Origin of the sequence: Kitasatospora sp. NPDC089913, assembly GCF_044748625.1 — a bacterium.
GTDB lineage: Bacteria > Actinomycetota > Actinomycetes > Streptomycetales > Streptomycetaceae > Kitasatospora.
The window spans coordinates 1-25,635 of the sequence record NZ_JBIVGI010000042.1; the positions used below are offsets into that span (position 1 = coordinate 1).

At 72.8% G+C, this 25,635-nt stretch carries 23 protein-coding genes and 1 tRNA gene; 6 read left to right on the top strand and 18 right to left on the bottom strand.

The genetic code is table 11. The annotated features are described in order from the left end of the window. Positions 1–99 precede the first annotated feature (99 nt). The 9 genes from ACIPYS_RS37025 to ACIPYS_RS37065 form a co-directional block, all read right to left on the bottom strand. Entirely contained in the window at positions 100–936 is an 837-nt protein-coding gene (locus ACIPYS_RS37025; RefSeq protein WP_093861961.1) for a hypothetical protein, read from the bottom strand. A 100-nt stretch (positions 937–1,036) separates the two neighbouring features. After that, complete coding sequence (locus ACIPYS_RS37030) at positions 1,037–1,603, bottom strand: toxin-antitoxin system HicB family antitoxin (RefSeq protein ID WP_093861960.1); 567 nt, start codon at positions 1,601–1,603, stop codon at positions 1,037–1,039. Between the two features lie 168 nt (positions 1,604–1,771). After that, positions 1,772–2,836 carry an adenosine deaminase gene (locus ACIPYS_RS37035; RefSeq protein WP_286158656.1) on the bottom strand — a complete coding sequence of 355 codons (1,065 nt, stop codon included), beginning with the start codon at positions 2,834–2,836 and terminating at the stop codon, positions 1,772–1,774. A 389-nt stretch (positions 2,837–3,225) separates the two neighbouring features. Further along, positions 3,226–4,521, bottom strand: a complete 1,296-nt coding sequence (locus tag ACIPYS_RS37040) for a DUF445 domain-containing protein (protein WP_400754591.1) — start codon at positions 4,519–4,521, stop codon at positions 3,226–3,228. 113 nt (positions 4,522–4,634) lie between these two features. Beyond that, entirely contained in the window at positions 4,635–5,951 is a 1,317-nt protein-coding gene (locus tag ACIPYS_RS37045; protein WP_400754594.1) for a nucleotide sugar dehydrogenase, read from the bottom strand. After that, entirely contained in the window at positions 5,948–7,240 is a 1,293-nt protein-coding gene (locus ACIPYS_RS37050) for a glycosyltransferase family 2 protein (RefSeq protein WP_400754597.1), read from the bottom strand. Before ACIPYS_RS37050 ends, ACIPYS_RS37045 begins: the two co-directional genes overlap by 4 nt. A gap of 259 nt (positions 7,241–7,499) precedes the next feature. Next, a complete protein-coding gene (locus ACIPYS_RS37055) occupies positions 7,500–8,459 on the bottom strand; it encodes an ATP-binding cassette domain-containing protein (protein ID WP_093861956.1) in 960 nt (319 codons plus the stop codon). 43 nt (positions 8,460–8,502) lie between these two features. Continuing rightward, the gene (locus ACIPYS_RS37060) at positions 8,503–9,375 is read right to left on the bottom strand and encodes an ABC transporter permease (RefSeq protein ID WP_400754600.1); all 873 of its coding nucleotides are present in this window, start codon (positions 9,373–9,375) and stop codon (positions 8,503–8,505) included. After that, complete coding sequence (locus ACIPYS_RS37065) at positions 9,368–10,168, bottom strand: ABC transporter permease (protein ID WP_400754678.1); 801 nt, start codon at positions 10,166–10,168, stop codon at positions 9,368–9,370. Before ACIPYS_RS37065 ends, ACIPYS_RS37060 begins: the two co-directional genes overlap by 8 nt. A gap of 375 nt (positions 10,169–10,543) precedes the next feature. Between ACIPYS_RS37065 and ACIPYS_RS37070 the strand changes: the two genes are divergently transcribed. After that, the gene (locus ACIPYS_RS37070) at positions 10,544–13,018 is read left to right on the top strand and encodes a transglycosylase domain-containing protein (protein ID WP_400754603.1); all 2,475 of its coding nucleotides are present in this window, start codon (positions 10,544–10,546) and stop codon (positions 13,016–13,018) included. Between the two features lie 42 nt (positions 13,019–13,060). Here ACIPYS_RS37070 and ACIPYS_RS37075 read toward each other — a convergent pair whose 3' ends face one another. Beyond that, positions 13,061–14,263: a winged helix DNA-binding domain-containing protein gene (locus tag ACIPYS_RS37075; RefSeq protein WP_400754606.1), complete on the bottom strand. Its 1,203-nt coding sequence runs from the start codon at positions 14,261–14,263 to the stop codon at positions 13,061–13,063. 155 nt (positions 14,264–14,418) lie between these two features. Here ACIPYS_RS37075 and ACIPYS_RS37080 point away from each other — a divergent pair, with 155 nt between their 5' ends. Continuing rightward, positions 14,419–14,757, top strand: coding sequence for a hypothetical protein (locus ACIPYS_RS37080; RefSeq protein WP_093861954.1), 339 nt, complete (start codon positions 14,419–14,421; stop codon positions 14,755–14,757). Between the two features lie 62 nt (positions 14,758–14,819). Here the strand turns inward: ACIPYS_RS37080 and ACIPYS_RS37085 are convergent, their stop codons facing one another. The 3 genes from ACIPYS_RS37085 to ACIPYS_RS37095 form a co-directional block, all read right to left on the bottom strand. After that, positions 14,820–15,701: an MBL fold metallo-hydrolase gene (locus ACIPYS_RS37085; protein ID WP_093861953.1), complete on the bottom strand. Its 882-nt coding sequence runs from the start codon at positions 15,699–15,701 to the stop codon at positions 14,820–14,822. Positions 15,702–15,865: 164 nt separating this feature from the next. Continuing rightward, complete coding sequence (locus ACIPYS_RS37090) at positions 15,866–16,168, bottom strand: co-chaperone GroES (protein ID WP_045944516.1); 303 nt, start codon at positions 16,166–16,168, stop codon at positions 15,866–15,868. Between the two features lie 270 nt (positions 16,169–16,438). After that, positions 16,439–16,789, bottom strand: a complete 351-nt coding sequence (locus ACIPYS_RS37095) for a DUF3618 domain-containing protein (protein WP_400754611.1) — start codon at positions 16,787–16,789, stop codon at positions 16,439–16,441. A 131-nt stretch (positions 16,790–16,920) separates the two neighbouring features. Here ACIPYS_RS37095 and bcp point away from each other — a divergent pair, with 131 nt between their 5' ends. Then, complete coding sequence (gene bcp / locus ACIPYS_RS37100) at positions 16,921–17,397, top strand: thioredoxin-dependent thiol peroxidase (RefSeq protein WP_375974039.1); 477 nt, start codon at positions 16,921–16,923, stop codon at positions 17,395–17,397. 139 nt (positions 17,398–17,536) lie between these two features. On the opposite strand, the gene ACIPYS_RS37105 is transcribed toward bcp, so the two are convergent. Continuing rightward, positions 17,537–19,924, bottom strand: coding sequence for a chitinase C-terminal domain-containing protein (locus ACIPYS_RS37105; RefSeq protein ID WP_231978837.1), 2,388 nt, complete (start codon positions 19,922–19,924; stop codon positions 17,537–17,539). A 409-nt stretch (positions 19,925–20,333) separates the two neighbouring features. Between ACIPYS_RS37105 and ACIPYS_RS37110 the strand changes: the two genes are divergently transcribed. Then, positions 20,334–21,047: an HNH endonuclease signature motif containing protein gene (locus tag ACIPYS_RS37110; RefSeq protein WP_093861949.1), complete on the top strand. Its 714-nt coding sequence runs from the start codon at positions 20,334–20,336 to the stop codon at positions 21,045–21,047. Between the two features lie 12 nt (positions 21,048–21,059). Beyond that, positions 21,060–21,143: transfer RNA gene (locus ACIPYS_RS37115), tRNA-Leu, on the top strand. A gap of 70 nt (positions 21,144–21,213) precedes the next feature. Here the strand turns inward: ACIPYS_RS37115 and rdgB are convergent. The 4 genes from rdgB to ACIPYS_RS37135 form a co-directional block, all read right to left on the bottom strand. Then, entirely contained in the window at positions 21,214–21,819 is a 606-nt protein-coding gene (gene rdgB / locus ACIPYS_RS37120) for an RdgB/HAM1 family non-canonical purine NTP pyrophosphatase (RefSeq protein WP_045938651.1), read from the bottom strand. Positions 21,820–21,856: 37 nt separating this feature from the next. Next, positions 21,857–22,246, bottom strand: coding sequence for a hypothetical protein (locus ACIPYS_RS37125; protein ID WP_149030570.1), 390 nt, complete (start codon positions 22,244–22,246; stop codon positions 21,857–21,859). Positions 22,247–22,448: 202 nt separating this feature from the next. Beyond that, positions 22,449–23,183 (bottom strand): ribonuclease PH, encoded by a 735-nt coding sequence (gene rph / locus ACIPYS_RS37130; RefSeq protein WP_093861948.1) that lies wholly within the window; start codon positions 23,181–23,183, stop codon positions 22,449–22,451. A 162-nt stretch (positions 23,184–23,345) separates the two neighbouring features. Continuing rightward, positions 23,346–23,579 carry a glucose PTS transporter subunit EIIB gene (locus ACIPYS_RS37135; RefSeq protein WP_030060521.1) on the bottom strand — a complete coding sequence of 78 codons (234 nt, stop codon included), beginning with the start codon at positions 23,577–23,579 and terminating at the stop codon, positions 23,346–23,348. Between the two features lie 380 nt (positions 23,580–23,959). Here ACIPYS_RS37135 and ACIPYS_RS37140 point away from each other — a divergent pair, with 380 nt between their 5' ends. Beyond that, on the top strand, positions 23,960–25,249 hold the full coding sequence (locus ACIPYS_RS37140; protein ID WP_093861947.1) for a PTS transporter subunit EIIC: 1,290 nt from the start codon (positions 23,960–23,962) through the stop codon (positions 25,247–25,249). Positions 25,250–25,635 lie beyond the last annotated feature (386 nt).

Here is a 25,635-nt window from a genome sequence, read left to right on the forward strand (position 1 = left end):
ATGCTCCGCATGGACTCTCTCCTCGGCGCCGCCGATGCACGCACCCCAACGCCGCCCCGCCCGCCCTTCGGGCGGACGGCGGGGGTTTGAAGACAACCCCTAGGCGCGCCGGATCACGATGTCCCCGACCTGGGTGCGGGCCTTGACCTGGACGGTCTCCCCGCCCCCGGTGGGCGCGCCCGAGGAGTCCAGCGCGTTCCGGACCGAGCCGACCCCGGTGTGCACGTCGAGCCAGGCGGCGGTGCCCTCGGCGATGCCGACCTCGACGGTGCCGACGGCGGTCTCCAGCGCGGCGCGGCCCCGGACGAGTTCGCCGATCCGCAGACTGCCGTTGGCCGACCGGAGGTCGGCCCCGGCCAGCGCGGTGCCGACGGTGACGGCGCCGTTGGCCGCCACGGCCCGCAGATCTCCGCCGACCTCCCCGACGACGGTCTCGCCGTTGAGGTTGTCGACCTTCAGCGCGCCCCCGACGGTGCCGATCTCTATCCGGCCGGAGGCCGCCACCTCGGCGTTCCCGTCGGCCCGCCCCAGCCGGACCTCGCCGAGCTCGTTCCTCAGCTCGGCGGCCGCCGCCTCCTCGACCCGGATCCGGCCGACCGAGGTCCTGATCCGGCAGTCGCCGTAGACGCCCTCCAGCGAGAAGTCGCCCATCGGCGCGTCGGCGTCCACCGAGGAGCCGACCGGGATCTCGACGGTGATGTCGACCGATCCGGTCCTCCCGAAGATCCCGCGCTTCTTCGGGACCTTGACGAGCAGCGCGCCGTCGGCGCAGGAGACCGTGGCCTGCTCGGCCAGCCGGACGTCCAGCGCGGCGCCGGGGTCGGTCGGGCGGACCTCGACCAGGGTGTCGGTGCGCTTGGCGGCCGTGATCCGGACCGCGCCGATGTCGAACCGCAGGGTGGCGCGGATCGGGCCCGGGGTGTCGAAAGAAGGCATGGCTGTTCCGTCCTCGTGGCTCTGTGCTGCGTTTCCGCAGGTGAAAGGGGTTACTGACGGATGTTCGAGAGGTGGGGCCGACTGCCGACGGAGCCGGTGGTCAGCGGACCCAGCCCGTGAAGCCCTGACCGACCCCGCGGCCGGCCCTCGGCCCGGGCCCGGCGGGCGCGGCCGGCTCCAGCGCGGCGGCGACGGCCCGGACCAGCCAGGCGTTGACGGAGAGGCCCTCCTGTCCGGCGGCCTCCTCGACCCGGGCCTTGAGGTGACCGGGCAGCCGGAAGTTGATCCGGGCGGTGGTGCCGTCCTCGCCCTCCCCGCCCGCACCGGGCGGCGCCACCGGTGGCACCATCGGCGGCGCCACCGGCCCGGGCCCGGCCGGCCCCGCCTCGTGGAACGGCCCCGGCCCGTGGAACGAGTCGGCGCCCGGCGGCACGGTGACCACGAACTCCGGGTCGAGCCCGCGCAGCCGGACGTCCACCGATCCGGGGGCCAGCTCCCTGGTCACCTCCCCCATCGCGGCGGAGAGGGCGTTCAGCAGCGTGAGCCGGGCGGCCGACTCCAGCGGCAGGGTCAGGCGCTCGGCCAGAGCGCGCGCTTCGTCCCCGCCCGCACCCGCGGCCACCGCGAGCTCGTGCCGGAGGTTGTCGACGTACGGCGTGAGGTCCATGCCAGAAGAATGGCACACCCGTGGCGCCATGTCGAGCGATTTGGCGCCACGACGTGGTGCCACTCGAACGAGTGAATGGCGCCACGCCCGGCCGGCGACCCGCACCGGAAACGCCGAAGGCCCCGCCGGCAACCGCCGACGGGGCCCCGCAGCCACGGGAGCCGCAGCTCAGACCTGGCGCCACCGGGCCAGGTGGGCGTCGATCTCCCCGGCCAGCCGGGCCTTGCCGGTGGCATCCAGGAAGGACGCGTCCACCGCGTTCTTCGCCAGCGCGGCCACCCCGGCCTCGTCCAGACCGAGCAGTCGCGCCGCGACCGCGTACTCGGTGTTGAGGTCGGTGCCGAACATCGGCGGGTCGTCGCTGTTGACGGTCACCAGCAGTCCGGCGTCGACCATCCGCTTGATCGGGTGGTCCTCGATCCGCTCCACCGCCCGGGTGGCGATGTTGGAGGTGGGGCAGACCTCCAGCGGGATCCGGTGCTCGCCCAGGTGGTCCAGCAGCGCCGGGTCCGCGACCGCCTGGGTGCCGTGGCCGATCCGCTCGGCACCGAGCACCCGCAGCGCGTCCCAGACCGTCTCCGGCCCGGTGGTCTCCCCCGCGTGCGGGACGCTGCGCAGGCCGGCCGCCCGGGCCCGGTCGAAGTAGGGCTTGAACTGCGGGCGCGGGACGCCGATCTCCGGGCCGCCGAGGCCGAAGCTGACCAGGCCCTCGGGCGCCAGGTCGACGGCGAGCCGGGCGGTCTCCTCCGCGGCCGCGAGACCGGCCTCGCCGGGGATGTCGAAGCACCAGCGGAGCACCACCCCGAGCTCCTTCTCGGCGCGGTGGCGGGCGTCCTCGATGGCCTCCATGAAGGCGACGTCGGGGATGCCCCGGCTGACCGAGGAGTACGGGGTGACGGTCAGCTCGGCGTAGCGGATGTTCTGCCGCGCCATGTCCTCGGCCACGCCGTAGGTGAGGGCGCGGACGTCCTCGGCGTCCCGGACCAGGTCCACGACGCTCAGGTAGACCTCGATGAAGTGCGCGAAGTCGGTGAAGGTGAAGTACTCGGCGAGGGCCGCCGGGTCGAGGGGCACCTTGGTCCGGGACCGGTGCCGGGCGGCCAGTTCGGCCACCACCCGGGGCGAGGCCGATCCGACGTGGTGGACGTGCAGTTCCGCCTTCGGCATCGCGGCGATGAACGCCTCGATGGAGCGGTCCGCGGACTCCGCGGGGGTGCTGCTGGGGGTTCCGATCCGACTTCCGTCCGGCTGGACCACGGTGGTGCCCTTTCTTCCTCTGCCTCGACGAGCCGCCGCGCCGCGCGCACTTCTACGCGCGTACGAGGTGGTGCTGGCAAGGATAGAGGCGGGCGGTGCGGCGGGGACGGCGGGCACACCCCCGTGCCGCCCGCCGTCCCCGCCGTCCCGCCCGCCACCGCGTCTCGCTCCGCGGGCGGATCTGCGCCCCGGTGGGCCGCCGTGCCGCGGAACCTGCTGGCACCACTGTGGCGCACGCCGCCGGGACCGCCGGACCGTTTTCGGCCGTCCCACCGCGTCCCCGGCCACCGCTGGCGATATTTCCGCAGGTCAGAGCCTCGATAAGGGTGGTGTCTCAAGCTTCGGTTGGAGACACCGGCGCTGTCTCAGCCGCCGAACGCGACCGCCACCGAGTGGATCAGCAGCCCGGCCAGCGCACCGACCACGGTGCCGTTGATCCGGATGAACTGGAGGTCCCGGCCGACGTTGGCCTCGATCTTGCGCGAGGCGTCGTCCGCGTCCCAGCCCGCCACCGTCTCGGAGATCAGCGAGGTGATCTCGGTGCGGTAGGTGCTGACCAGGTACTGGGCGGCGTCCTGCAGCCAGCCGTCCGCCTTGGCCTGGAGCTTGGGATCGGTGGCCAGGCGCGCACCGAAGGTCCGCACGCCCTCGCGGATGCGCCGGCGCAGCTCGCTGTCCTCGTCCTCGGCGGCGTTCAGCACCAGCGAGCGGACGGCCGCCCAGGTGGAGGCGATCAGCTCCTGCACCTCGGGCCGGGCGAGCAGCTCGCCCTTGGCCCGCTCGACCCGGGCGATGGTCTCCGGGTCGGTCTGCAGCTCGGTGGCGAAGTCGGCGAGGAAGTTGTCGATCGCGCCGCGCGCCGGGTGCTCCTGGTCGTCCCTGATGTCGGTGACGAACCGCATCAGCTCCTTGTAGACGCGCTCGCCGACCTGGTGGTCGAGGAACTTCGGGGTCCAGCCGGGGGTCTTCTGGGTGACCCGCTGGACCACCTCGGCGTGGTTCTCGGCCAGCCAGTCGTGCGCCCGGACCGCGACCAGGTCGACCACCCCGTGGTGGCCGCCGTCCGCGACCACCTTGCCGAGCATCCGGCCGGCCGGCTCGGCGACCGAGGTGGCGGCGGCCCGCCGGGTCACCGCCTCGGCGACGACCGCCTGCACGTCGTCGTCGCGGAGCACCGCCAGCACGCCGCGCAGCGCCGCCGAGGCCTCCTTGGTGACCCGTTCGGCGCTGCCGGGCGCGGCCAGCCACTCGCCCAGCCGGCGGGCGATGCCGAGCGCGGCGAGCCGTTCGCGCACCACCTGGCCGGAGAGGAAGTTCTCGCCGACGAAGTCGCCCAGCGACCGGCCGAAAGAGTCCTTCTTGGTCGGGATGATGGCGGTGTGCGGGATGGGCAGGCCGAAGGGGCGCCGGAACAGCGCGGTCACCGCGAACCAGTCGGCCAGCGCGCCGACCATGCCGGCCTCGGCGGCGGCCGCCAGGTAGCCGGCCCAGGCACCCGCGCCGGCCGCCTTCGCCCAGGTGGCCAGGGCGAACACCAGGGTCGCGAGGGCCAGCAGGCCGGTCGCGATGGCCTTCATCCGGCGGACGCCGCGTCTCTTCTCCTCGTCGGCCGCGGTGAACCGCATCCCGGGGCCGGTCCCGCTCAAGGCTTCGTCGCTCACCCCGCCAGTCTGCCCGTTGCCCGGCGCGAACGGACGGCGCGTCCGGTGGTCGCGCGCCGGTCGACCGCCACGCCCGCCCGCGCGGGGCGGTACGGCCGGACGGGAGCCGGACCTCAGGCGCCCCCGAGCACGATCCGGCGCACCCCCGGCACGCCCGCCCAGCGCTCGGGATCGGTGCACCGCCGACCGTCCAGCAGCACCCTGACGCCCGGCAGGTCGGCCGGGGCCAGGTCCCGGTACTCCGGGTGGTCCGCCTGCAGCACCGCCGCCGCCACCGGCTCGCCCCCGTACGGGGGCAGTCCCAGCGCCGTCAGTTCCTCCGCCGGGTACAGCGGGTCGGCCACGTACGGCCGGGCACCCGCCGCCCGCACCGCCTCCACCAGCGGGAACACCCCGGAGTAGGCGGTCTCCTTGACCCCGCCCCGGTACGCGGCGCCGAGCACCAGCACGCCCTGCCCGGCGATCCCGCCCTCCAGCGCGCCGTCCAGCACCCCGACCGCGTAGGCCGGCATCTCCAGGTTGGCCGCCCGGGCCGCGCGGACCACCGTCGCCGAGGGGTCGTTCCACAGGTAGAGCCGCGGGTAGACCGGGATGCAGTGCCCGCCGACCGCCACGCCCGGCCGGTGCAGATGGCTGAACGGCTGCGAGTTGCAGGCGTCGGCGACCGCGGCGAAGTCCACCCCGATCCGGTCCGCGTACCGGGCGAACTGATTGGCCAGCGCGATGTTGACGTCCCGGTAGGTGGTCTCGGCGAGCTTGGCGAACTCCGCCGCCTCGGCGGACTCCAGCTCCCACACCCCGTTCGGCCGGCCCCGCGCCGCCAGTTCGGGGCGCGGGTCGAAGTCCAGCACCGCCCGGTAGAACTCGGCGCCGCGCCGGGTGGCGGCCGGGTCGGTGCCGCCCACCAGCTTGGGGTACCGGCGCAGGTCGGCGAAGACCCGGCCGGTGCGGACCCGCTCAGGACTGAAGACCAGCGCGAAGTCCCGGCCCGGGGTCAGTCCGGAGCCCGCCGCCAGGCGGGGCGCCCACCGGCCCCGGGTGACACCCACCGGCAGGGTGGTCTCGTAGCTGACCAGCGTGCCCCGGCGCAGCCCGGCCGCGACCGCGTCGGTCGCGGCGTCGAGCAGGGTGAAGTCGGGCGTACCGTCGGCGGCGGTGACCAGCGGCACGACCAGGACGACCGCCTCGGCCCCGGCGACGGCGGCCGAGGTGTCGGTGGTGGCGCGCAGCCGGCCCTCGGCGACCACCCGCTTGAGCGCCTCGTCCAGTCCGGCCTCGCGGGGGAACGGCGGCCGGCCCTGGTTGACCGCCTCGACCACCGGCGGCGCGACGTCGGCACCGGTCACCCGGTGGCCCTTGGCGGCGAACTGGACCGCGAGCGGCAGTCCGAGCTTGCCCAGGCCCACCACACAGATGTCGAGCGGGATCATCGCCGTCCCCCGTTCCGGCCGTCGGCGGCCACCGCGTCGGCGAGCCGGCGCCAGGCCGGGTAGCCGCGCAGCCGGCGGCGCACCTGGGCGGGCACCGCGCCGCGCCAGAGCTGCTGCACCAGCGTGGGCGGCCTCGGCCCGGTCTCCCCGCCCGCCTCCGGGTCCACCGGCGCCGGCGCCGCCGGCCCCTCCTCGCCGAGCAGGAACAGCTCGTCCGCGAGCGCCGCCGCGCCGTCCCGGAACACCGGGTAGGCCGCGTACCGCCGCCGGACCCCGTCCGCCCCGGTCTCGGACACCTCCGGCGGTGCGCCGTGCTCCGCCTCGTACGCGATCAGCTCGCGCAGTTCCGCGTACCGGCCGGTGGCGGCCAGCTCCAGCCTGACCCGGTCGGGCACCGCGAGCCGGTGGTACACCTCGCGGGCGCCGAACTGCCGGACGAGTTCGCCGACGCCTTCGCAGACCTGGTCCCGCAGCCCGGCGTCGAGGGCGAGCAGGCCCTCCTGGAGCAGCTGCGGCACCTCCCAGCCGAAGTGCCGCGCCCTGATCGCGTCCAGCTGGGCGCCGGGCGCGGCCAGTTCGGCGGCCACCCACTGCACGGCCGCGACCCCGCGGACCCGGTCCAGCGCGCCGGCCCGCTGGGTGACGTTGCCCCGGTCCTCGCGCAGCACCAGGAAGTAGTGGTCGTAGTCGGCGAGGACGGAGATCCGGCGGGCCCGCAGGCAGGCGGCGAGGGTGAAGGGCTGGTCGGAGTAGACCTTCAGCTCCTCCTTGCGCGCCAGGTTGTGCCGCCTGATCAGGTCGAGCCGGAACAGCTTGGTGTCGGCGAGCGCCCAGGCCAGCGCGGAGTCCTCGAAGCCGACCGAGGCGGCGGTGGCGTCGAAGATGCCCTGCGGCACCAGCCGGCCGTTCACCCCGACCTGCTTGGGGATCAGGACGTCCGACCCCCACGCGTCCGCGGAGTCGACCATCCGTGCCAGGGCCTCGTCGCCGAGCCAGTCGTCGGCGCCGAGGAAGAGCACGTAGCGGCCGCGGGCGAGCGCCAGACCCCGGTTGGTCGGTGCGGCCGGGCCGCCGGAGTTGGCCTGGTGGACGACCTGGAACAGCCCGGGGTGCCGGGCCGCGTAGCCGTCGAGCAGGTCGCCGCCGCCGTCCGTGGAGCCGTCGTCGACCGCGACCACCTCCATGCGCGCGTGCCCGATGGTCTGCCGGACCAGGGAGTCCAGACAGGCGGTCAGGTACGGCATGGTGTTGTAGACCGCGATCACCACGGTCACGTCGGGTACGGTCATCGGGCGCTGCCCTCCGGTGCGCGGGTCGCCGAGCGGTCGCCGCCCGGCGGCGCGCCGTCCGCGGAACGGAGCGGGCGGCACGGCGCCGGGCGATGCAAGGTCAACTCGGCGGCACGCCGCGGGGTCACGTCCACCACTCGCACGAGCGAGGCGGGCCGAACGCCCGGCCGGGCGGCGAACGCCCGGCCGGACGACGGTCCGGCCCCTCCGCACGGCAGGTCGCCCGGCCGGGCGGCGGGGCCCGGAGCCAGGCGGCCCCTCAGCCGATCGCGACCTCGGCGTACATCCGGGCGATCACGTCCTCGATCGCCGGCTCCCGCACCGACAGGTCGACCAGCGGGTAGCGGGCGGCGACGGCCGCCACCACCGGGGCCGCGCTCTCCTGCGCCGGGAAGGCCAGCCACTGGCGCGGGCCCTCCACCCGGACCACCCGGGCGCCGGGCACCTCGATCGGCGGGTGGCTCCCGGCCAGGTCGACGACCAGGGTCCGCTCGCTGTCGCCCGCCGCGTGCAGGGCCTCGAGACCGCCGTCGTGGACCACCCGGCCGTGGTCGATCACCATGACCCGGTCGCACAGCTGCTCGATGTCGGTGAGGTCGTGGGTGGTGAGCAGCACCGTGGTGCCGAGGTCGCGGTTGACCTCGCGCAGGAACTCCCGCACCTTGGCCTTGCTGACCACGTCCAGGCCGATGGTGGGCTCGTCGAGGTACAGCACCCGCGGGTCGTGCAGCAGCGCGGCGGCGAGGTCGCCGCGCATCCGCTGGCCGAGCGAGAGCTGGCGGACGGGTGTGTCGAGCAGCGCGCCGAGGTCGAGCAGTTCGACGCAGCGGTCCAGGTTGGCGCGATATCGGTGCTCGGGGATCCGGTAGAGCCGGCGGGCCAGTTCGTAGGAGTCGCGCAGCGGGAGGTCCCACCAGAGTGTGGTGCGCTGACCGAAGACGACGCCGATCCGGCGGGCCAGGGCGACCCGTTCCCGGGCCGGGTCGACACCGGCGACGCGCAGCCGTCCGGCGGTGGGGACGAGGATGCCGGTCAGCATCTTGACGGTGGTGGACTTGCCGGCGCCGTTCGGGCCGATGTAGCCGACGCACTCGCCGGCCTCGACGGTGAAGCTCAGCCCGTCGACGGCGCGCACCTCGCGCTTCTGCCGCCGCAGCCGGCCGGCCCTGGTGCGCACGGTGAAGGTGCGGCGGACGTCCTCGAGTTCGATCAGTGCCATGGTGTTTCCTCAGGTGTCGGGGGTGGGGGACCGGGCGCCGGGGTCAGCCGCCGGCGCCGCGGTAGGCGCGCAGCCCGGCGCGCCAGGCCAGGCCGGCGGCGGCCAGGGCGAGCACGGCCGCGAGCGGGGAGGCGAACTGGAAGGCGGCGGGCAGGCCGAGCGGATCGGGCCGGTCGAGGATCCGCAGCGCCGGCAGCCAGTTGACGAAGGCCAGCGGGATGCCGAACACGGTGCCGGCGACGAGCTCCTTGGCGAAGACCGTCGGCGGGTACTGCAGCACGGTGGCGCCGCCGTAGGTGAAGGAGTTCTGGAGCTCCTTGGCCTCGCCCCACCAGAACTGGAGGCTGGCGAAGCCGATGAACACCGCGGCGAAGATCAGCGTGCCGCAGACCACCAGGACCGGCAGCAGCAGTACCCGGTCCCAGGTCCAGTGGACGTCCAGCACGGTCAGCGACCAGAGCAGCACGCCCACCGCCTGGACGGGCCGGCCGAGCCGGCGCAGCGAGAACCGCTCGGCGCACAGCTGGGCGAGCGCGGGCGCGGGCCGGACGAGCATGATGTCCAGCGTGCCGGTGCGGATCCGCTCGCCCAGGGCGTCGATCGAGCCGACGAAGAGGTTCGCCAGGCCGAGGGCCAGCGCCGAGGTGCCGTAGAGGAAGCCGAGTTCGGGCAGGGTCCAGCCGCCGAGGGTGTCGGTGTGGCGGAACATCAGGACCACCACGACGAAGTCGAGGAAGGTCACCACGACGTTGGCGCAGAGCATCATCACGAACGACGCCCGGTAGGACATGAGCGCCCTGGTCCACATCGCGGCGGCGAGCCACCAGGAGCGCACCGCCCAGGCCGTCCGGGTCGCGGCGGACTCGCGGGTGACGGCGGGGAGCGGTGCCCGGGTCACGAGGATCGGGTCAGCCACCCTGGACCACCACCTTGCGGGTCGCCAGCAGCTGGACCAGCCGGCCGGCCGCGAGCAGCACGACGGCCCAGCCCAGCTGGAAGCCGAGCGCGCCGAACAGGCCGGGGCCGGTGGCGCGCTCCAGGAAGACGTCGGTGGGCACCTTCACCAGCGCCGCCCAGGGCAGCAGCGGGGCGAGGTCGCCGAGCAGACCGGGGAAGAGCGCGAGCGGCAGCAGCATCCCGGAGAAGAACATCGACACCACCAGGGTCACCGAGCGCACCCCCTCGGAGTCCTGCAGCCAGAAGCCGGTGAGCGAGACGAGGAAGCGCACCCCGAAGCTGACCACCACCGCGAGCAGGGTGGCGAGCAGGAAGAACACCCAGGTCAGCGGGTTCTCGGGGAGCCGGACCCGGAAGACCAGGGAGCCGACCAGCATCGGTGGCACACCCCGGGCGAGCAGGTGGAAGGCGGCCCGGCCGAGGTCGGTGGCCAGCCACCAGCCCTGGAAGTCCACCGGGCGGTAGAGGTCGACGGCGATGTCGCCGCTGCGGAAGCGCTCCTGGACGTCGTCCTGGAAGCCGCCGCCCATGACGGCGACGGTGACCAGCAGGCCCTGGCTGACCCAGATGTAGGTGACGGCGGTGACCTCGTCGTAGCCGCCGAGTCCGGGGCGGGAGTGCCAGAGGGCGAGGAAGGTGGAGGCGAGGATGAAGCCGAAGACGGTGTTGGTGAAGGCCCCGGCGAGGCTGGCGGCCCGGTAGGTGGAGAAGCGCCGGAACGCGCCCCGGACGACGGCCGCGTAGAGGCCCAGGGCTGCGGGGAGGTCCGCCGCGGCCCTGCCCGGGGCGGCGACCGGGCGCGGCGGACACGGGGGCGCGGAGGTGTTGCCGACGGGATCAGGAGGATGGAGCCCAGCGTTCTGCATATTGTCTCCTTATCGACAAAGAGCGGCGCAGGGAGACCCCTGGCCGCGAGGACGCATGCCGGACCGGCCCCGACCACCGCACCCGGGGGGTACCGGGCCTGGCGGGCGGAGCTGCGACGGACCGGAGTCCGAAGTGGCCGCGCTATGTCGTTAGCACCTTTCACCGTAGCGCCGGACAGTCCGGTGCGCACCCGGTTTTCCCCCGGCCGCCCGGCCCCGCCCCACCACCTGATCGACGGTCAAATAGCACATAATCTCGGCATGACCTTGAGCACCGGCCGCCGTGCCAGAAGGGACGCCCGCCGCGAGGCGCGCCGCGCCCTGCCGCTGCTGCGGCGGCTGCTGCCCACCTGGCGGATCTGCCTCGGCACCGTGTTCGGCGCCCTGCTGATCGCCGTCGGCGCCTTCGCCGTGCTCTACGTCATCGTCCCGCTGCCCGACCCCAACGCCCAGGCCGTCGCCCAGAGCAACATCTACCTCTACGCCGACGGCGTCACCGAGATCGCCCGCACCGGGACCGTCAACCGCACCGACGTCGGCATCGAGAAGATCCCCGTCAGCACCCGGCAGGCCGTCGTCTCCGCCGAGGACCGCACCTTCTACCAGAACCGCGGCATCGACCTGAAGGGCATGGTCCGGGCCGGCTGGAACACCCTGACCGGCCAGGGCATGCAGGGCGGCTCCACCATCACCCAGCAGTACGTCAAGAACTACTACCTCACCCAGAGCCGGACCATCGAACGCAAGGGCCGCGAACTCCTGATCGCCCTCAAGGTCGACCAGCAGCGCGACAAGAACGAGATCCTCGCCGGCTACCTCAACACCAGCTACTTCGGCCGCGGCGCCTACGGCATCCAGAGCGCCGCCCGCGCCTACTACGGCACCGACGTCTCCGAACTCACCCTCGCGCAGAGCGCCTACCTCGCCGCCCTGCTCCAGGCCCCCAGCGCCTACGACGTGAAGACCGCCACCCCCGCCAACCGCGAACGCGCCCTCGCCCGCTGGCAGTACACCCTCGACGGCATGGTCCAGCTCGGCTTCATCAGTGCCACCGAACGCGCCGACACCGCCTTCCCCGACCCGATCGACCCGCAGCCCGCCACCGGCCTGGCCGGCCAGGCCGGCTACCTGGTCGGCGTCGCCGACGACTACCTGGTCACCAACCGCATCCTCGACTCCGCCACCCTCAAGGCCGGCGGCTGGCGCATCACCACCACCTTCGACCAGGACAAGCAGGACGCCTTCGCCCGCGCCGTCCACGAGGAACTCACCACCGAACTCGACCCCGCCGCCCGGCCCGCCACCGACACCGACGTCCGCGTCGCCGGCGCCTCCGTCGAACCCGCCACCGGCCGCGTCGTCGCCGTCTACGGCGGCCCCGACTACGCCAGACAGCCCTACAACGACGCACTGCGCCAGGACAACCAGATCGGCTCCACCTTCAAACCGATCGACCTCGCCGCCGGCCTCGCCTCCCACCGCGGCAGCAGCTCCGACGGCCTCCCGATCAGCACCGAGACCCACTACGACGGCACCAGCGAACGCCCCGTCACCGACGGCCCCACCCCGTACGCGCCGCCCAACGAGGACGACATCGACTACGGCTCCATCACCCTGCGCCAGGCCATGGTCAAGTCCGTCAACTCGGTGTACGCGCAGGAGGGGGTGGACGCCGGCCTCGCCCACGTCCGGGAGACCGCCGTCCGGCTCGGCATCCCCGCCGACGTGCCCGGCATGGACCCGGCCAACACCTCGATGACCCTCGGCACCGCCACCCCCAGCGCCCTCGACCTGGCCGGCGTCTACGCCGCCCTCGCCAACCACGGCGAGGCACACCGCCCCTGGTCGGTCGCCGGACTGGAACGGGTCAACCCCGGCCCCGGGCAACTCGACGTACCGGACCTGCCCGAACAGCCCGCCACCACCGCCCTCGACCGCGGCACCGCCGACGCCGTCACCGACGTCCTGCGCGACGTCATCGGCCCGCACGGCACCGGCGCCGCCGCCCAGGACCTCGGACGCCCCGCCGCCGGAAAGACCGGCACCACCGACGCCAACCTCTCCGCCTGGTTCGCCGGCTACACCCCCGAACTCGCCACCACCGTCGGACTCTTCCGGGAGAACCCGAAGACCCACGCCAAGGAACCGCTGGCCGGCACCGCCGGCTACGCCCGGATCAACGGCGGCGCCTTCCCCACCCGGATCTGGACCAGCTACATGGGCGACGCCCTGGACGGCACCGCCGTCGGGTCCTTCGACCTCCAGCCCACCGAGGCCGTCAAGTGGCCCGTCGTCGCCGCCCCGAGCACCACCCCGAGCACCACCGCGCCGGCCTCGGCCTCCCCGACCGCCACCCCCGCCCCGTCACCCCCGGCCGGAGGCGCCGGAGGCACCGGCGGCGCGCCGGTCCCCGCCGCCCCGGCCCCGACAGCCCCCCGCCGGCCCACCGCCACCACCGGCCCCGACAGCACCGCACCGGACCCGGTCATCACCATCGTCACGCCCGAACCCCCCACCCCGGCGCCGCCCACCCGGCCCGAACCCACCCGGACGCAGCCCTCCCCCACCGCCAAACCCACCGCCACCCGCCCCACCACCGAACCGGGCACCACCTCCCCCACCGGAGCCCCGGAACCCACCCGCTCCCCCGCACCGCCGCCCACCGGCGCCACCAAACCCCCCAGCACCAGCAGACCCCCGGCCACCGCCGACCCGGCCGGCCCACCGCCCGCCTGAACCGCCCCCGCCCGCAGCCCCCCGGCTCCCACCGGCTCGGACTCAGGCCACCAGCTCCCGCTCCAACGGCGTCCGAAACCTCGGCGTCACCCGCACCTCCCCCAACCAGCCCACCAACCGCTCCGCCTCCACCCCGACCGCCGCCACCGCCTCCGCCCCCACGTCCCCGAACAGCCGCCACACCACCTCACCGTCCGCCCGCTGCGCCCAGCCGCCGACCACCCGGCCGCACCACCACACCGTCGGCCCGGCGTTCCCCGCCCGGTCGAACAGGGCCGGCACGTCCTCCGGCCGCAGGTACCAGTCCCGCCCCCGCCAGCCCATCACCGCCGGATCCAGCCCCGGCAACAACGCCGCCCACGGCTCCGGCTCCGCCACCTCCCCCTCGTCCCCCGGCAGCACCAGCCCCACCGTGCCGCCCGCCGCACCGCCGGCCGCACCCCCCGGCAGCGCCACCTCCACCGCCCCCACGTCGGCCAGCGCCCGCCGGACGTCCCCCAGCGTCCAGCCCGTCCACCACTTCACGTCCTCGACCGTCCCCGGCCCGTACCGCGCCAGCCAGCGCCGCACCACCTCCGCCTTCGCCTCCCGCGCCGGCACCTCCGGCCACTGCTCCACCGGCGCCCACGGATAGCTGCTGCTCAACCACGACCCGCGCGGCCGCGACCGCCGCACATGCCCGTCCGAGGCCAGCAGCCGCAACAACCGGCTCCCCACACTCTGCTTCGCCTCGTACGGCTTGCCCGCCGCCATCAGCATGGTCTCCCGCAGCGCCGGCACCTCCGCGCCCAGCTCCGCCGTGGTCGCCTCCCCGCGCGCCGCGAGCACCGCCAGCACCGCCCGCTCGGTCTCCGCCAACCGCGCCTCGCTCCACCCCTCCGCGAACTCCCCCAGGTGCTTCAGCAGCGTCGCCCGCTCCTTCACCGCGATCGGCCGGGCCGCCCCCGCGCTCACGTACGGCGCGAACTCCTCGGTCACCGCGAACAGCGTCCGCCGCATCGACAGCAGCTTCACCAGCGAGACGTCCTCGTACAGCGCCCGCTCCACCTCCGCCGCCGACGGCTCCCGCAACCGCGCGCACGCCGACAGGTACACCGTCGCCGGATCGGAGGCGTGCAGGCCGACGACCGCGTCCGCCGCCCCCTCCACCCGCGCGACCCGCGCGGACGGCGCCAGCAGCAGCCGCCGCCCCAGCCGCGCCCGCCGCTGCCCGTCACCGATCCGCACCGGCCCACCACTCGTCATGCGCGGATCCTACGACCCGTCACCGACACTCCCCGGCAACGGATCCGACCGGCGCGAAGTGGTCTTGACCGCACACCGCCGACCCGCGCGACACTGGGACCGCCCTGAGCGTCCACCGTCGCCACCGGCCGCGAGGCCACCACCGAGGAGTACTCGTGAACCGTCCCTCCGCGCTACGGCTGCGCGCCGCCGCAGCCCTCGTCGCCCCCGCCCTGCTGCTCGGCGGAGCCGGCACGGCCCTGGCCGCCCCGGCCGCGACGGCCCCGGCCGCGACCGCCCCCGCCCGGACCACCGCCGCGTTCGAGACGGCGGTCTTCGTCGGCACCGCCTGGAGCTCCACCCCCGACGGCGCGATCTACAGCGCCTCCGAAGCGGCCTACCGGAAGGCCGTCGCGGCCTTCTGGTGGCGCAACGAATGCGTCGTCGGCGACACCAGCCTCACCCGGGACCTCGGCTTCTTCCAGGGCACGGCCAACCTGTACTGCCGGCGCTGACCGGCCGCCGTCCCGCCGCGGCGCGCCCCGGTGGGACGGCACCCCGCGGCCGCGGGGTGGGCTCAGGTGTTCGGCGACAGGACGAAGAGCGGGAACACCCGGCGCTGCGGCACCTCGCCGATCTCCTCCATCGCCGCCCGGATCTCCCGCAGATGGCCGACCGTCAGCTGCAACGGCACCTCGTGCGGCTGAAAGGTGTACCGGATCGGGTAGTCCACCCCCGGATCCGTACTCATCTCGACGTGGCAGCCCAGCACATGGCCGACCCGCCGCCCCTCGCAGAACTCCACCAGCCGCCCGATCGAGCGCCCGAACGCCGCCCAGTCCTGGATGTAGAGCCGGCCGGGGTAGACCGTGTCACCGGTGAGCAGGAACCCGGTCCACGCGTCGAAGAACGTCACCGCCGCCTCGTGGTGCCCCGGGGTCGCCAGACACTCCAGCACCCGGCCGCCGAGATCGACCCGCGCCACCGCGTCCGGGTCCGCGTCGAAGCCGAGGAACGCCCACGCGCTCGCCCTGTCCGCCCCCACCAGCCGGGTGTCCGGACGCCCCTCGAACTGCCCGTCCCCCGCCACGTGGTCCCCGTGCGCGTGGGTGTGCAGCACCAGCAGCTCGTACCCGTCCCGCGGGTTGCGCTCCAGCCACTCGCCGAGGAGGCCGTCGACGGTCTCCCGCAGCGGGAAGAACTCCGCCGACGCGGTCGCCCCGGTGTCGATCAGCACCGCCCGCTCGTTGCCGAACAGCAGGAACAGGAACGGCGCCTCGTAGTTGACCGCCATGTTCTGCCGCAGGATCACGGTGTGCTCGTCGTACCGGTGGACCTGGATGTCCGGATCGGTGTTGTGCTTCGCCGACTCCGAACCGTGGATCCACCGCACCCCGTCCAGCCCCCGCACCCCCGCGGCGGTCCCGCCGAAGTCGATCGAAGAGCCGTTCCCGCCCATGGCCGTCCCCCTTGCTCCGTCTTGCTCCGCGCACGCCGCCACCTGCGGCCCGTCCCGCTCGGGGACGCTACCACCGCGCCGCGACGCCCCCGGGGCCCGGGGAAACGGCGGCGGGCCGCCGCGCCCACGGCACGGCGGCCCGCCGGGGACCCGCGGTCAGCGGCTCACAGGTACAGCCCGGTCGACCCCTCGGTGTCGCCGAAGCGCATCGCCGCCACGGCGTGCAGATCACGCTCCCGCAGCAGCACGTAGGTGGCGCCGCGGACCTCGACCTCCAGCTTGTCCTCCGGGTCGTAGAGCACCCGGTCACCGGGCTCCACGGAGCGCACGCTCTGGCCGACGGCGACCGCCTCGGCCCAGGCGCAGCGCTTGGAGATCTCGGCCGTGGCCGGGATGAGGATGCCGCCGGTGGAGCGGCGCTCGCCCTCCCCGGCCTCGGTCCGCACCAGCACGCGGTCGTGCAGCATCTTGATCGGCAGCTTCTCGCCCAACCGGTCGTGGCGCCGCTCGTCGGCCTCGGCGGGGAGGGACTGCTGGGTGGGTTCGTCGTTCGTGCTCACGACCCCGAAGGTACCGCCCCCGGGCGTGGCGCGTGACGCCAGCCCGGGCCGCGGACGGCCGGGCCGGGGGCGGCACGTGCGGCCGGGCGCCCCGACGAACGGGCGCCCGACGTCGTCCGGGCCCGGACGACGTCGGGCCGGGCACCAGGTGCCCGGCCCAAGACGTGCCGCCGCGGATCAGCCCTTGCGGCGCTTGCGCGCGGAGGCGACCAGCAGCACCAGACCGACACCGACCAGCGCGGCCGGGACGATCCGCTCCTTGCGCGGCTGCCCCTTCTCGTCCACGAACTGCGCCCGGGCCTGCTCGACCAGCCCGCTCGCGGCCACGTACGCCCGGCCCGCCTTCTCCTCGACCGTGGCCACGGCCTTCGCCTTGACCTGGGCGGAGATGGTGGTCGGATGCACCCGCACGGCGAGCTCGTCCAGGGTCGCCGCCAGCTGGGTGCGGGTACGGGTGATGTCCGCCTCGATCTGGGCGGTCGTCCGCGCCGACTTGTCCGTAGTGCTCGCCTCGCCCACTCGGGCCACCCCATTCACTGATGTTGTCCTGTGCGACTGACCCAGTGTGTCAGCTGCCACCCGGGCCCGCGCGGCCCCACCCACCATCAGGGGTAAGTTTGCCGTGGTACGACTGCCCGCCCAGCACCAGGAGAAACCCCGTGAGTGAGCGTCTCCAGCCCGGTGACACCGCGCCCGCCTTCACCCTGCCCGACGCCGACGGCAACGACGTGTCCCTGGCCGGCCACCTCGGCCGCAAGGTGATCGTCTACTTCTACCCGGCCGCGCTCACCCCCGGCTGCACCAAGCAGGCCTGCGACTTCACCGACAACCTCGAGGTCTTCGCCGGCGCCGGCTACGACGTCATCGGCATCTCGCCGGACAAGCCGGAGAAGCTCGGCAAGTTCCGCGAGGCCGAGGACCTCAAGGTCACCCTGCTCTCCGACCCGGAGAAGAAGGTGCTGGAGGCCTACGGCGCGTTCGGCGAGAAGAAGCTCTACGGCAAGACCGTCACCGGCGTGATCCGGTCGACCGTGGTCGTGGACGAGCAGGGCAAGGTCGAGCACGCGCTGTACAACGTGAAGGCGACCGGCCACGTGGCCAAGCTGCTGCGCGACCTCAAGGTCGAGGCGGCCTGACCCGGGGCCTCCCCCGGCCCGGCCCGGACCTGACCCGGGGCTTTCCCCGGGGCTTCCCCCGGACGACGCAGCGGTGGCGGCGCACCCCCCGACCGGGTGCACCGCCACCGCCGTCTCTCACCTCAGGCGACCGCTGTCATCAGCAGGCGCCGAGGTCGCTCCAGACACCCCAGGCGCCGCTGGCGCTCGGGTCGTCGCCCTTGGTCCACCACTTGTTCTGGTAGTAGTGGCCCTTCCAGGAGACCTTGGTCGTGGTGGCGTAGGTGGTGCCCGCGTCCCAGCTCGGCGCACCCGCGCAACCGGCCGGCGGCGTCGTCGGCGGAGTGGTCGGCGGGGTCGTGGGAGGCGTGGTCGGCGGGGTGGTCGGAGGCGTGGTCGGCGGCGTCGTGGGAGGCGTCGTCGGCGGGGTCGTGGGAGGCGTGGTCGGCGGAGTGGTCGGAGGCGTCGTACCGCCGTCCACCGCGCCGCGGGTCAGGTCGCCCTTGAGCCCGTACAGCGTGCCGGCCACGTTGACCGTCCAGTTGGACGGCGTCGACACCGGCAGGTAGTAGACGAAGTCCAGGTCGACCGAGGCCCCCGGGGCCAGCGACTGCCAGCCCGGCAGCTTGACCGACACCCGGTTGTAGTTGCCCTTCAGACCGCCCACGTTCGGACCGGTGTGGTCCTGCTTGATCACCGTCAGACCGAAGCCGGACTGGTCCTTGGCGTTGCCCGGGGCCGAGTTGCCGTAGTCGAACTGGAACTCGGTGCCGCCCGGCAGGGTCAGCGTCGAGTTGTTGACGATGTGGATCTTCGGGTTGATCGGGTAGTTCGAGTCACCCAGCGCGAAGTTGGTGAACGACACGTCGACCGGCAGCGTCTGCTGCGGCAGCGCCGTCGTCGAACGGATCGCCCCGTACGGCGAGGCCGCCTTGAACTTGTCGTACATCAGCGAGGTCAGGGTGCTGCCGGGCACGTACTGGCCCTTGCCGCCGTTCGCGGCCGCGTCCCACTTGTAGTCGCCCGCGAGCTCCCAGATCATCGCGCCACCGGCGCCCTGGTTGACGATGTAGTCGGCCTTGGCACCGACCGACTGCTCGTCCTCGGTCGACAGGAAGACCTTCTTGGTGTCGTTCCACAGCCACGGCGCCACCAGGGTGGAGCTGTAGTTGCGCACGTAGCTGCCCTGCAGCGCGGTGTCCTTGACCCCGTACTTGGACAGGTAGTCGGGCAGGACGCCCTTCTCGAGGTTCTTCGCGTGCCACATCGGGTTCGACCCGGCCGGGGACTCCTTGCCCGCGTCGTCCTTGTCGTTCCAGATGTTGTCGATACCGACCGCGCCGTCACCGCAGGAGGTCAGGCCGGCCCCGACCGGGCAGGTCGTCGCCGCGGCGGTTCCCCAGAGGCCGTTGGTGCCGCCCTGGACGTTCTTGAAGCCGCGGGTGTAGTACGGCAGGCCGACATTGACCCGGCCGCCCGGCATCGAACCGCGGAAGTAGTGGTACGACCAGTCCGCGTTGAGGTACCCGATCCCGCCGTACTGGCCGGTGCCGTAGACGTTGGCCGCCGCCAGCTCGCCGTCCTTGCCGTCGTCGAACAGCGAGGCGTTCGGGCCGACGTACTTGTTCCAGGCGCCGTGCAGGTCGTACGACATGATGTTGACGTAGTCCAGGTACTTCGCGACCTGGAAGGTCTCCATGCCGCGCAGCAGGTAGCCGGACGACGGGGCCGCGACCGACAGCAGATAGTGCTTGCCGTCGGCGGCACCCGCCCGGTCCAGCTGCTCGCGCAGGGTCTTCATCAGGGCGGCGTAGCCCTTGGCCAGCGAACCCCGCTTGCTGTTGGCGAGCTGCCAGTCCAGCGGGTTGCCGGCGTCCTTCATCGAGGTCGGGTACTCGTAGTCGATGTCGACGCCGTTGAACCCGTACTTCTTGATGAAGTCGACGGACGACGCGGCGAAGGCGTCGATGCCCGCCTGGTTGACGCTGCCGTCCGGGTTGACGGTCATCGAGTAGAAGCCACCGGTGTTGACGCGCTTGCCGTCGTCACCGAAGTAGCCGCCCGTCTCCGTCCAACCGCCCACCGAGATGAGGGTCTTGACGTTCGGGTACTGCTTCTTGTACTTGGTCAGCAGGTTGAAGTGCCCCTTGTAGGGCAGCGACGGGTCGAGCTCCGCACCGGGCACGCCGGGGAACGAGATGCCGGTGGCCTCGTTCTTGTCGTTGTCGGTGCCGACGGACAGCTTGTTGTCCGGACCGACGTGGCCGAAGGCGTAGTTGAGGTGGGTGACCTTGTCCCACGGGATGTCGCTGACCAGGTACGGCGGCGTGCCGTCCTTGCCGGTGCGCCAGCCGGTGAAGTACCCGATGATGCGGCGCTGGTGGTCGGCGCCCATCTTCTCGCGGCCGTTGGTGTCGTAGACGCTGCAGTACGGGACGTCGACGCCGGGCGTGGCGTAGAGGCCGTCGGGACGACAGGCGGCATTGTCGACGGTGGCGGACGCCTGGGAGGGCGCCGCGCCCAGCGTGGCCATCAGCAGGCCGGCCATCGTGGCCGCGGCCAGCGAGGCCAGGCCGGCGCGGGCCGCCGGGCTCTTGGACCGACGGGCAGCGGTGGGACGCCGCTCCGCCGTGGATCGGATCAACACTCGGTCCTCCGGGCAGAGTGTCGGCGCGTGCCTGTGGGGGAGCACGCACGTGGGGGAAAGCAGATTGGCGCTGAAGCTATGTGGTCTGAACCACATAGGTCAATAGGTCTGTACCAATTGGTAATCAATTCCCCAACCCCGCCGCTCGAACGGCCGGTTGTCGACGGTCATCCGCGGCCGCCCACGACACCCCGCCGCCCGCCTCCCCCCACCCCGCCCGACCCCTCGACCGCCGGACCGTAACCGAACCGGCCCACGATCGTTCGCATGCGTGGGGGACGGGCGCACACCAGCCCGAAGGGGGAGCACCATGCCGACCGAATACACCCGCGAGCTGCTCACGGAGAGGGCCGCGGCCGCGACGTCGCTCGACGAGATGCTCGTCGCGCTGGACAGGGAGCCGAACAAGGACCGCCGCAAGTACCTGCGGCGCAAGCTGACGGAGTACGCCATCGACACCTCGCACTTCCGCCCCGGCGGGAGCGTCTACACGCGCGAGCTCCTCCAGGAGGCCGTCGATGTCTCGCACAGCGTCGCCGGGGTGGTGCGCCACCTCCACCTCCGGCAGGCCGGCGGCACGCAGGCCCACATCGGGCGGCGGATCAAGGCGCTCGGCATCGACACCTCGCACTTCACCGGGCAGGCCCACCACCGCGGCAAGCACTCGACCAAACGGCTCTCCCCCGAGCAGATCCTGGTCCAGCGACCGCCGGAGGCCAAACGGCTGCCCGGCGCCCGGATCCGCGCCGCGCTGGCCGAACTCGGCCGGCCGGAGCTCTGCGAGGGGTGCGGCACCGGCCCCGAGTGGCAGGGGCGTCCGATGACCCTGGAGGTCGACCACATCAACGGGGACTGGTCCGACAACCGGCCGGACAACCTGCGCCTTCTGTGCCCGAACTGCCATGCCGTCACCGACACTTACTGCGGCCGCAACAGGAAGCGCCGAACGGAGCCGGCCCGGTGCGGCGCCCAGGGCGGCCCGCGCCCCGGAATGACGGTGTCCCCGCACCGCACGACCCCCTAGACTGAAGGCCGTGCGGCCTTGGCGTAACTGGCAGCCGCGTGGGTTTTAGGTGCCCATGGGAGAAATCTCGTGAGGGTTCGAGTCCCTCAGGCCGCACTGGGCTTCGAAACGAAGGCCCGCCCGGAGTGATCTCCGGGCGGGCCTTCATCGTTCACGGGGTTCCGGATCAGCCGATCAGGTCCTTCACCACCGGGGCGAGGGCGCGGAAGGCCTGGCCGCGGTGGCTGATGGCGTTCTTCTCCGCCGGGGTGAGTTCGGCGCAGGTGCGGGTCTCACCGAGGGGCTGGAGGATCGGGTCGTAGCCGAAGCCGCCGTCGCCCGCCGGGGCGGTGCGCAGGGTGCCGAGCAGGCGGCCCTCGACGACGCGCTCGGTGCCGTCCGGCAGGGCGAGGGCGGCGGCGCAGAAGAAGTGGGCGCCGCGGTGCTCGGGGGCGATGTCGGAGAGCTGGGCGAGCAGCAGGTCGAGGTTGGCGCGGTCGTCGCCGTGCTTGCCGGACCAGCGGGCGGAGAGGATGCCGGGGGCGCCGCCCAGGACGTCGACGCAGAGGCCGGAGTCGTCGGCGACGGCGGGCAGTCCGGTGGCTCGGGCCAGGGCGTGCGCCTTGAGCAGGGCGTTCTCGGCGAAGGTGATGCCGGTCTCGGGGACGTCGGGGATCTCCGGGTAGGCGTCGGCGCCGACCAGTTCGACGTCCAGGCCGGCGTCGCCGAGGATGTCGCGGAGTTCGGCGACCTTGTGCTGGTTGCGGGTGGCGAGGATGAGTCGGGTGGTCATGGATCCACCCTAAACGGACAGTGCCCGTGAGGCCTCGTCAGCCGGTGCAGACCTTGGTGAGGTTTGAGGCGGCGTTGCCGAGCGGCTTGAAGTCCGGGACCTGCTTGTTGTTGACGGCCTGCTGGACCTTGTCGACCTGGGTGTTGAGGTCGTTGATGGCCTGGACGACGTCGGTGTCCTTGGAGTTCTTGCCGAGCTGGTCGAGGTCGTTCTTGAGCTTCTGCAGTGCCTGCCCGGCGGCGGCCGAGTCGTTGCTCGCGTTGCTGTAGGCGTTGCTGACCTCGTTGATGTCCCCGGTGATCTTGACGGCGGTGTTGCCGCAGTCGAGCGCCTTCTGGGCCGCGGAGCAACTGACCGCGCTGAGGGGGAGGATGGCGATCAGGCCGGCCACGGCGAGCATGGTGGGGCGGGCAATGCTCTGGGGCATCCGGTCCTCCTGGGTGCGCGGGTATCCGGAAGGGAAGGACGCGCGCTGAGGGGTGCGCGGTTCCCGCAACGGGGTGCTGCGGGAACCGTACGGGCTCCGGACCCGGCGTGTACAGCGGCCTGGTCCGGAGCCCGGGGGATTTCGCGGAACCGCAACGGAACCGGTATACGGGCACGCCGGCGCCGGGTTCTCCGGGCCGGCGTCAGCCCTCCAGCTCGCCGAGGACCTTGCGCTGGACCTCGTCGAGTTCGGCGCAGCCGAGGGTGCCGAGGTCGAGCAGCCGGTCGAGCAGGGCGCGGTCGAAGGGGGCGCCCTCGGCGGTGCCCTGGACCTCGACGAAGCGGCCGTCGGAGGTGCAGACGATGTTCATGTCGGTCTCGGCGCGGACGTCCTCCTCGTAGCGGAGGTCGAGCATGGGGGTGCCGTCGATGATGCCGACGCTGACGGCGCTGACGCCGCCGGTGATCGGCTTGCCCTTGGCGCGGAGCAGCTTGCGCTCGCGGGCCCAGCCGACGGCGTCGACGAGGGCGACGTAGGCGCCGGTGATGGCGGCGGTGCGGGTGCCGCCGTCGGCCTGGAGGACGTCGCAGTCGAGGACGATGGTGTTCTCGGCGAGGGCGCGGTGGTCGACGACGGCGCGCAGCGAGCGGCCGATGAGGCGGCTGATCTCGTGGGTGCGGCCGCCGAGGCGGCCCTTGACGGATTCGCGGTCGCCGCGGGTGTTGGTGGCGCGCGGGAGCATGGAGTACTCGGCGGTGACCCAGCCTTCGCCGCTGCCCTTGCGCCAGCGGGGGACGCCCTCGGTGACGCTGGCGGTGCACAGCACCTTGGTGTCGCCGTAGGAGATGAGGACGGAGCCTTCGGCGTGCTTGCTCCAGCCCCGTTCGATGGTGACGGGGCGGAGCTGGTCGGGGGTGCGGCCGTCGATGCGTGACATAGGCACCGAGCGTAGTCGGTTGTGGGGGGCGTCCTGGCGTGCCGCGGCCCGCCGACCGGTGGGGTCGGCGGGCCGGGGTGGCACGGAGCCGGGGCGGCGCGGGCGCGGAGGCCGGGGCCGGGGCGGCGCGGGCGCCGGGTGGAGCGAGCCGGTGGGCTCAGCTCACATCATGTCCTCGATGTCGGCGGCGATCGGGTCGGCGTCGGTGCCGATGACGACCTGGATCGCGGTGCCCATCTTGACGACGCCGTGGGCGCCGGCGGCCTTCAGCGCGGCCTCGTCGACGAGGGAGGCGTCCTTGACCTCGGTGCGAAGGCGGGTGATGCAGCCCTCGACCTCTTCGATGTTGTCGATGCCGCCGAGACCGGCGACGATCTTCTCAGCCTTGCTGGCCATTGCTTTCTCCCTCTGTCTCGGCTCGTCGGCTGCTCTGCCGGGTGCCGTCCTGCGCGGTGACCTCGGTCGCGGGTGACGCGTGGTCAGTGGTCGGTCGTGCCGTGGCGTGCTGTCGGAGCAGCGCGACCAGCATGACGTGATCCGGACCGATATGTCACGTTAGTCCACTTTTGGCCCACTTCGACGCGCATACCCCTGGCCGGCACCCGAGGATGACGAGCAGCGGGACCGGTTGCCCGGTGCGCGGACTGCGTCCCAAAGTGGTCTACACCAATATATGTGTACTCCGATGAACGCAGGAAGGGCCCCGGGTGTTCCCGGTCCACGCCCGAGGTCCCGCCGGGGACCACCGGACGGCAACCGCACTCGGAGGGCGAAGGATGAGTTCGGCAAGCGCCGCGGCGTCGCAGACCACGTGGTGGCACACCTTCTACGGCGGGCTCCAGAAGATGGGCCGCTCGCTCCAGCTCCCGGTGGCGGTGCTCCCGGCCGCCGGCATCCTCAACCGGCTCGGGCAGCCCGACGTCTTCGGCAAGGACGGCCTGGGCTGGGACAACGTCGCCAAGGTCTTCGCCGCGGCGGGCGGCGCGCTGCTGGACTCCTCGCTCGGTCTGCCGATGCTGTTCTGCATCGGTGTCGCGATCGGCATGGCGAAGAAGGCCGACGGCTCGACCGCGCTCGCCGCGGTGGTCGGCTTCCTCGTGTTCTACCGGGTGCTGCACGCCTTCCCCGAGCACTGCAAGCCGCCGACGGTACTGGTCAGCGACCAGTGCGTGGACTACACCTCGGCGAAGGCGGCCGCCGCGACCTACCAGAACCCCGGGGTGCTGGGCGGCATCCTGATCGGCCTGCTGTCGGCCTGGCTCTGGGTGCGCTTCCACCGCACCCGGCTGGTCGACTGGCTGGGCTTCTTCAACGGCCGCCGCCTGGTGCCGATGATCACCGCCCTGGTCGGGATGGTCATGGCCTGTCTGGCGCTGTGGGTCTGGCCGCCGATCGGACGGGGCCTGAACGACTTCAGCCAGACCCTGGCCGACCTGGGCTCGGTCGGCGCGGGCATCTTCGGCGTGGCCAACCGGGCCCTGCTGCTGATCGGCATGCACCAGCTGCTGAACACCTTCGTCTGGTTCCAGTTCGGCGAGTTCACCAAGCCGGACGGCACGATCGTGCACGGCGACATCCCGCGCTTCCTGGGCGGGGACCCGACCGCCGGCCAGTTCCAGTCCGGCTTCTTCCCGATCATGATGTTCGCGCTGCCGGCGTGCGCGCTGGCCATCGCGCACGCGGCCAAGCCGCACCGGCGCAAGGAGATCTACGGCCTGATGGTCTCGCTGGGCCTGACCTCCTTCGTGACCGGCGTCACCGAGCCGATCGAGTACTCCTTCGCCTACATCGCCCCGGTGCTGTACGGGGTGCACGCCCTGCTGACCGGCGCCTCGATGGCGATCACCTGGGCGCTGGGAGTGCACGACGGCTTCAGCTTCTCGGCCGGCCTGATCGACTACGCGATCAACTGGAGCCTGGCCACCAAGCCCTGGCTGATCATCCTCATCGGCCTCTGCTTCGCCGCCGTGTACTACGCGCTCTTCCGCTTCATCATCGTGAAATTCGACCTGAAAACCCCGGGGCGGGAGGACGAGAGCGAGGTCGAGGACGTGACCAAGGCATAAACCGAGCGTCACCGCCGTCAATCCGAAAAGGCCCCCGGACCCTCGGTCCGGGGGCCTTCGGCATATCCGGTCCGGGCCGATGGTCCCGGTGCGGAACGCCGCACCGTCACCGGTGACGAGCCATCGGTGACCTGCCGCGCAGCCGCCGGGGCCATCGGCTTTTTGTTGCGCAATTAGCCAAAATGCCAATCACGGCGGGTAATCAAGATCGTTGATCCGCAAGTAGGTTTCGATTTCATAGCGCTTCCCACCAGCACCGCTTTCGAGGGTTCCGCACCCCCTCCACCCGTGCTACAAAACTGGTCTACACCACGTGTGGTGTAGACCAGTTCGCGGTTCGGCGCCCTGTGCACCTTCCCCCGACCGACCCGCCCTTGCCGTTAGGA

What these genes read in the sequence shown, in the direction of transcription:
- ACIPYS_RS37070 (WP_400754603.1), top strand. Translation starts at nt 10,544, where the DNA reads ATGACCTTGAGCACCGGCCGCCGTGCCAGAAGGGACGCCCGCCGCGAG.
- ACIPYS_RS37075 (WP_400754606.1), bottom strand. Translation starts at nt 14,263, where the DNA reads ATGACGAGTGGTGGGCCGGTGCGGATCGGTGACGGGCAGCGGCGGGCG.
- ACIPYS_RS37125 (WP_149030570.1), bottom strand. Translation starts at nt 22,246, where the DNA reads ATGCCCCAGAGCATTGCCCGCCCCACCATGCTCGCCGTGGCCGGCCTG.
- ACIPYS_RS37140 (WP_093861947.1), top strand. Translation starts at nt 23,960, where the DNA reads ATGAGTTCGGCAAGCGCCGCGGCGTCGCAGACCACGTGGTGGCACACC.
- ACIPYS_RS37085 (WP_093861953.1), bottom strand. Translation starts at nt 15,701, where the DNA reads ATGGGCGGGAACGGCTCTTCGATCGACTTCGGCGGGACCGCCGCGGGG.
- rph (WP_093861948.1), bottom strand. Translation starts at nt 23,183, where the DNA reads ATGTCACGCATCGACGGCCGCACCCCCGACCAGCTCCGCCCCGTCACC.
- rdgB (WP_045938651.1), bottom strand. Translation starts at nt 21,819, where the DNA reads ATGACCACCCGACTCATCCTCGCCACCCGCAACCAGCACAAGGTCGCC.
- ACIPYS_RS37025 (WP_093861961.1), bottom strand. Translation starts at nt 936, where the DNA reads ATGCCTTCTTTCGACACCCCGGGCCCGATCCGCGCCACCCTGCGGTTC.
- ACIPYS_RS37055 (WP_093861956.1), bottom strand. Translation starts at nt 8,459, where the DNA reads ATGGCACTGATCGAACTCGAGGACGTCCGCCGCACCTTCACCGTGCGC.
- ACIPYS_RS37045 (WP_400754594.1), bottom strand. Translation starts at nt 5,951, where the DNA reads ATGATCCCGCTCGACATCTGTGTGGTGGGCCTGGGCAAGCTCGGACTG.
- ACIPYS_RS37090 (WP_045944516.1), bottom strand. Translation starts at nt 16,168, where the DNA reads ATGCTGCACGACCGCGTGCTGGTGCGGACCGAGGCCGGGGAGGGCGAG.
- ACIPYS_RS37030 (WP_093861960.1), bottom strand. Translation starts at nt 1,603, where the DNA reads ATGGACCTCACGCCGTACGTCGACAACCTCCGGCACGAGCTCGCGGTG.
- ACIPYS_RS37050 (WP_400754597.1), bottom strand. Translation starts at nt 7,240, where the DNA reads ATGACCGTACCCGACGTGACCGTGGTGATCGCGGTCTACAACACCATG.
- ACIPYS_RS37110 (WP_093861949.1), top strand. Translation starts at nt 20,334, where the DNA reads ATGCCGACCGAATACACCCGCGAGCTGCTCACGGAGAGGGCCGCGGCC.
- ACIPYS_RS37105 (WP_231978837.1), bottom strand. Translation starts at nt 19,924, where the DNA reads ATGGCCGGCCTGCTGATGGCCACGCTGGGCGCGGCGCCCTCCCAGGCG.
- ACIPYS_RS37135 (WP_030060521.1), bottom strand. Translation starts at nt 23,579, where the DNA reads ATGGCCAGCAAGGCTGAGAAGATCGTCGCCGGTCTCGGCGGCATCGAC.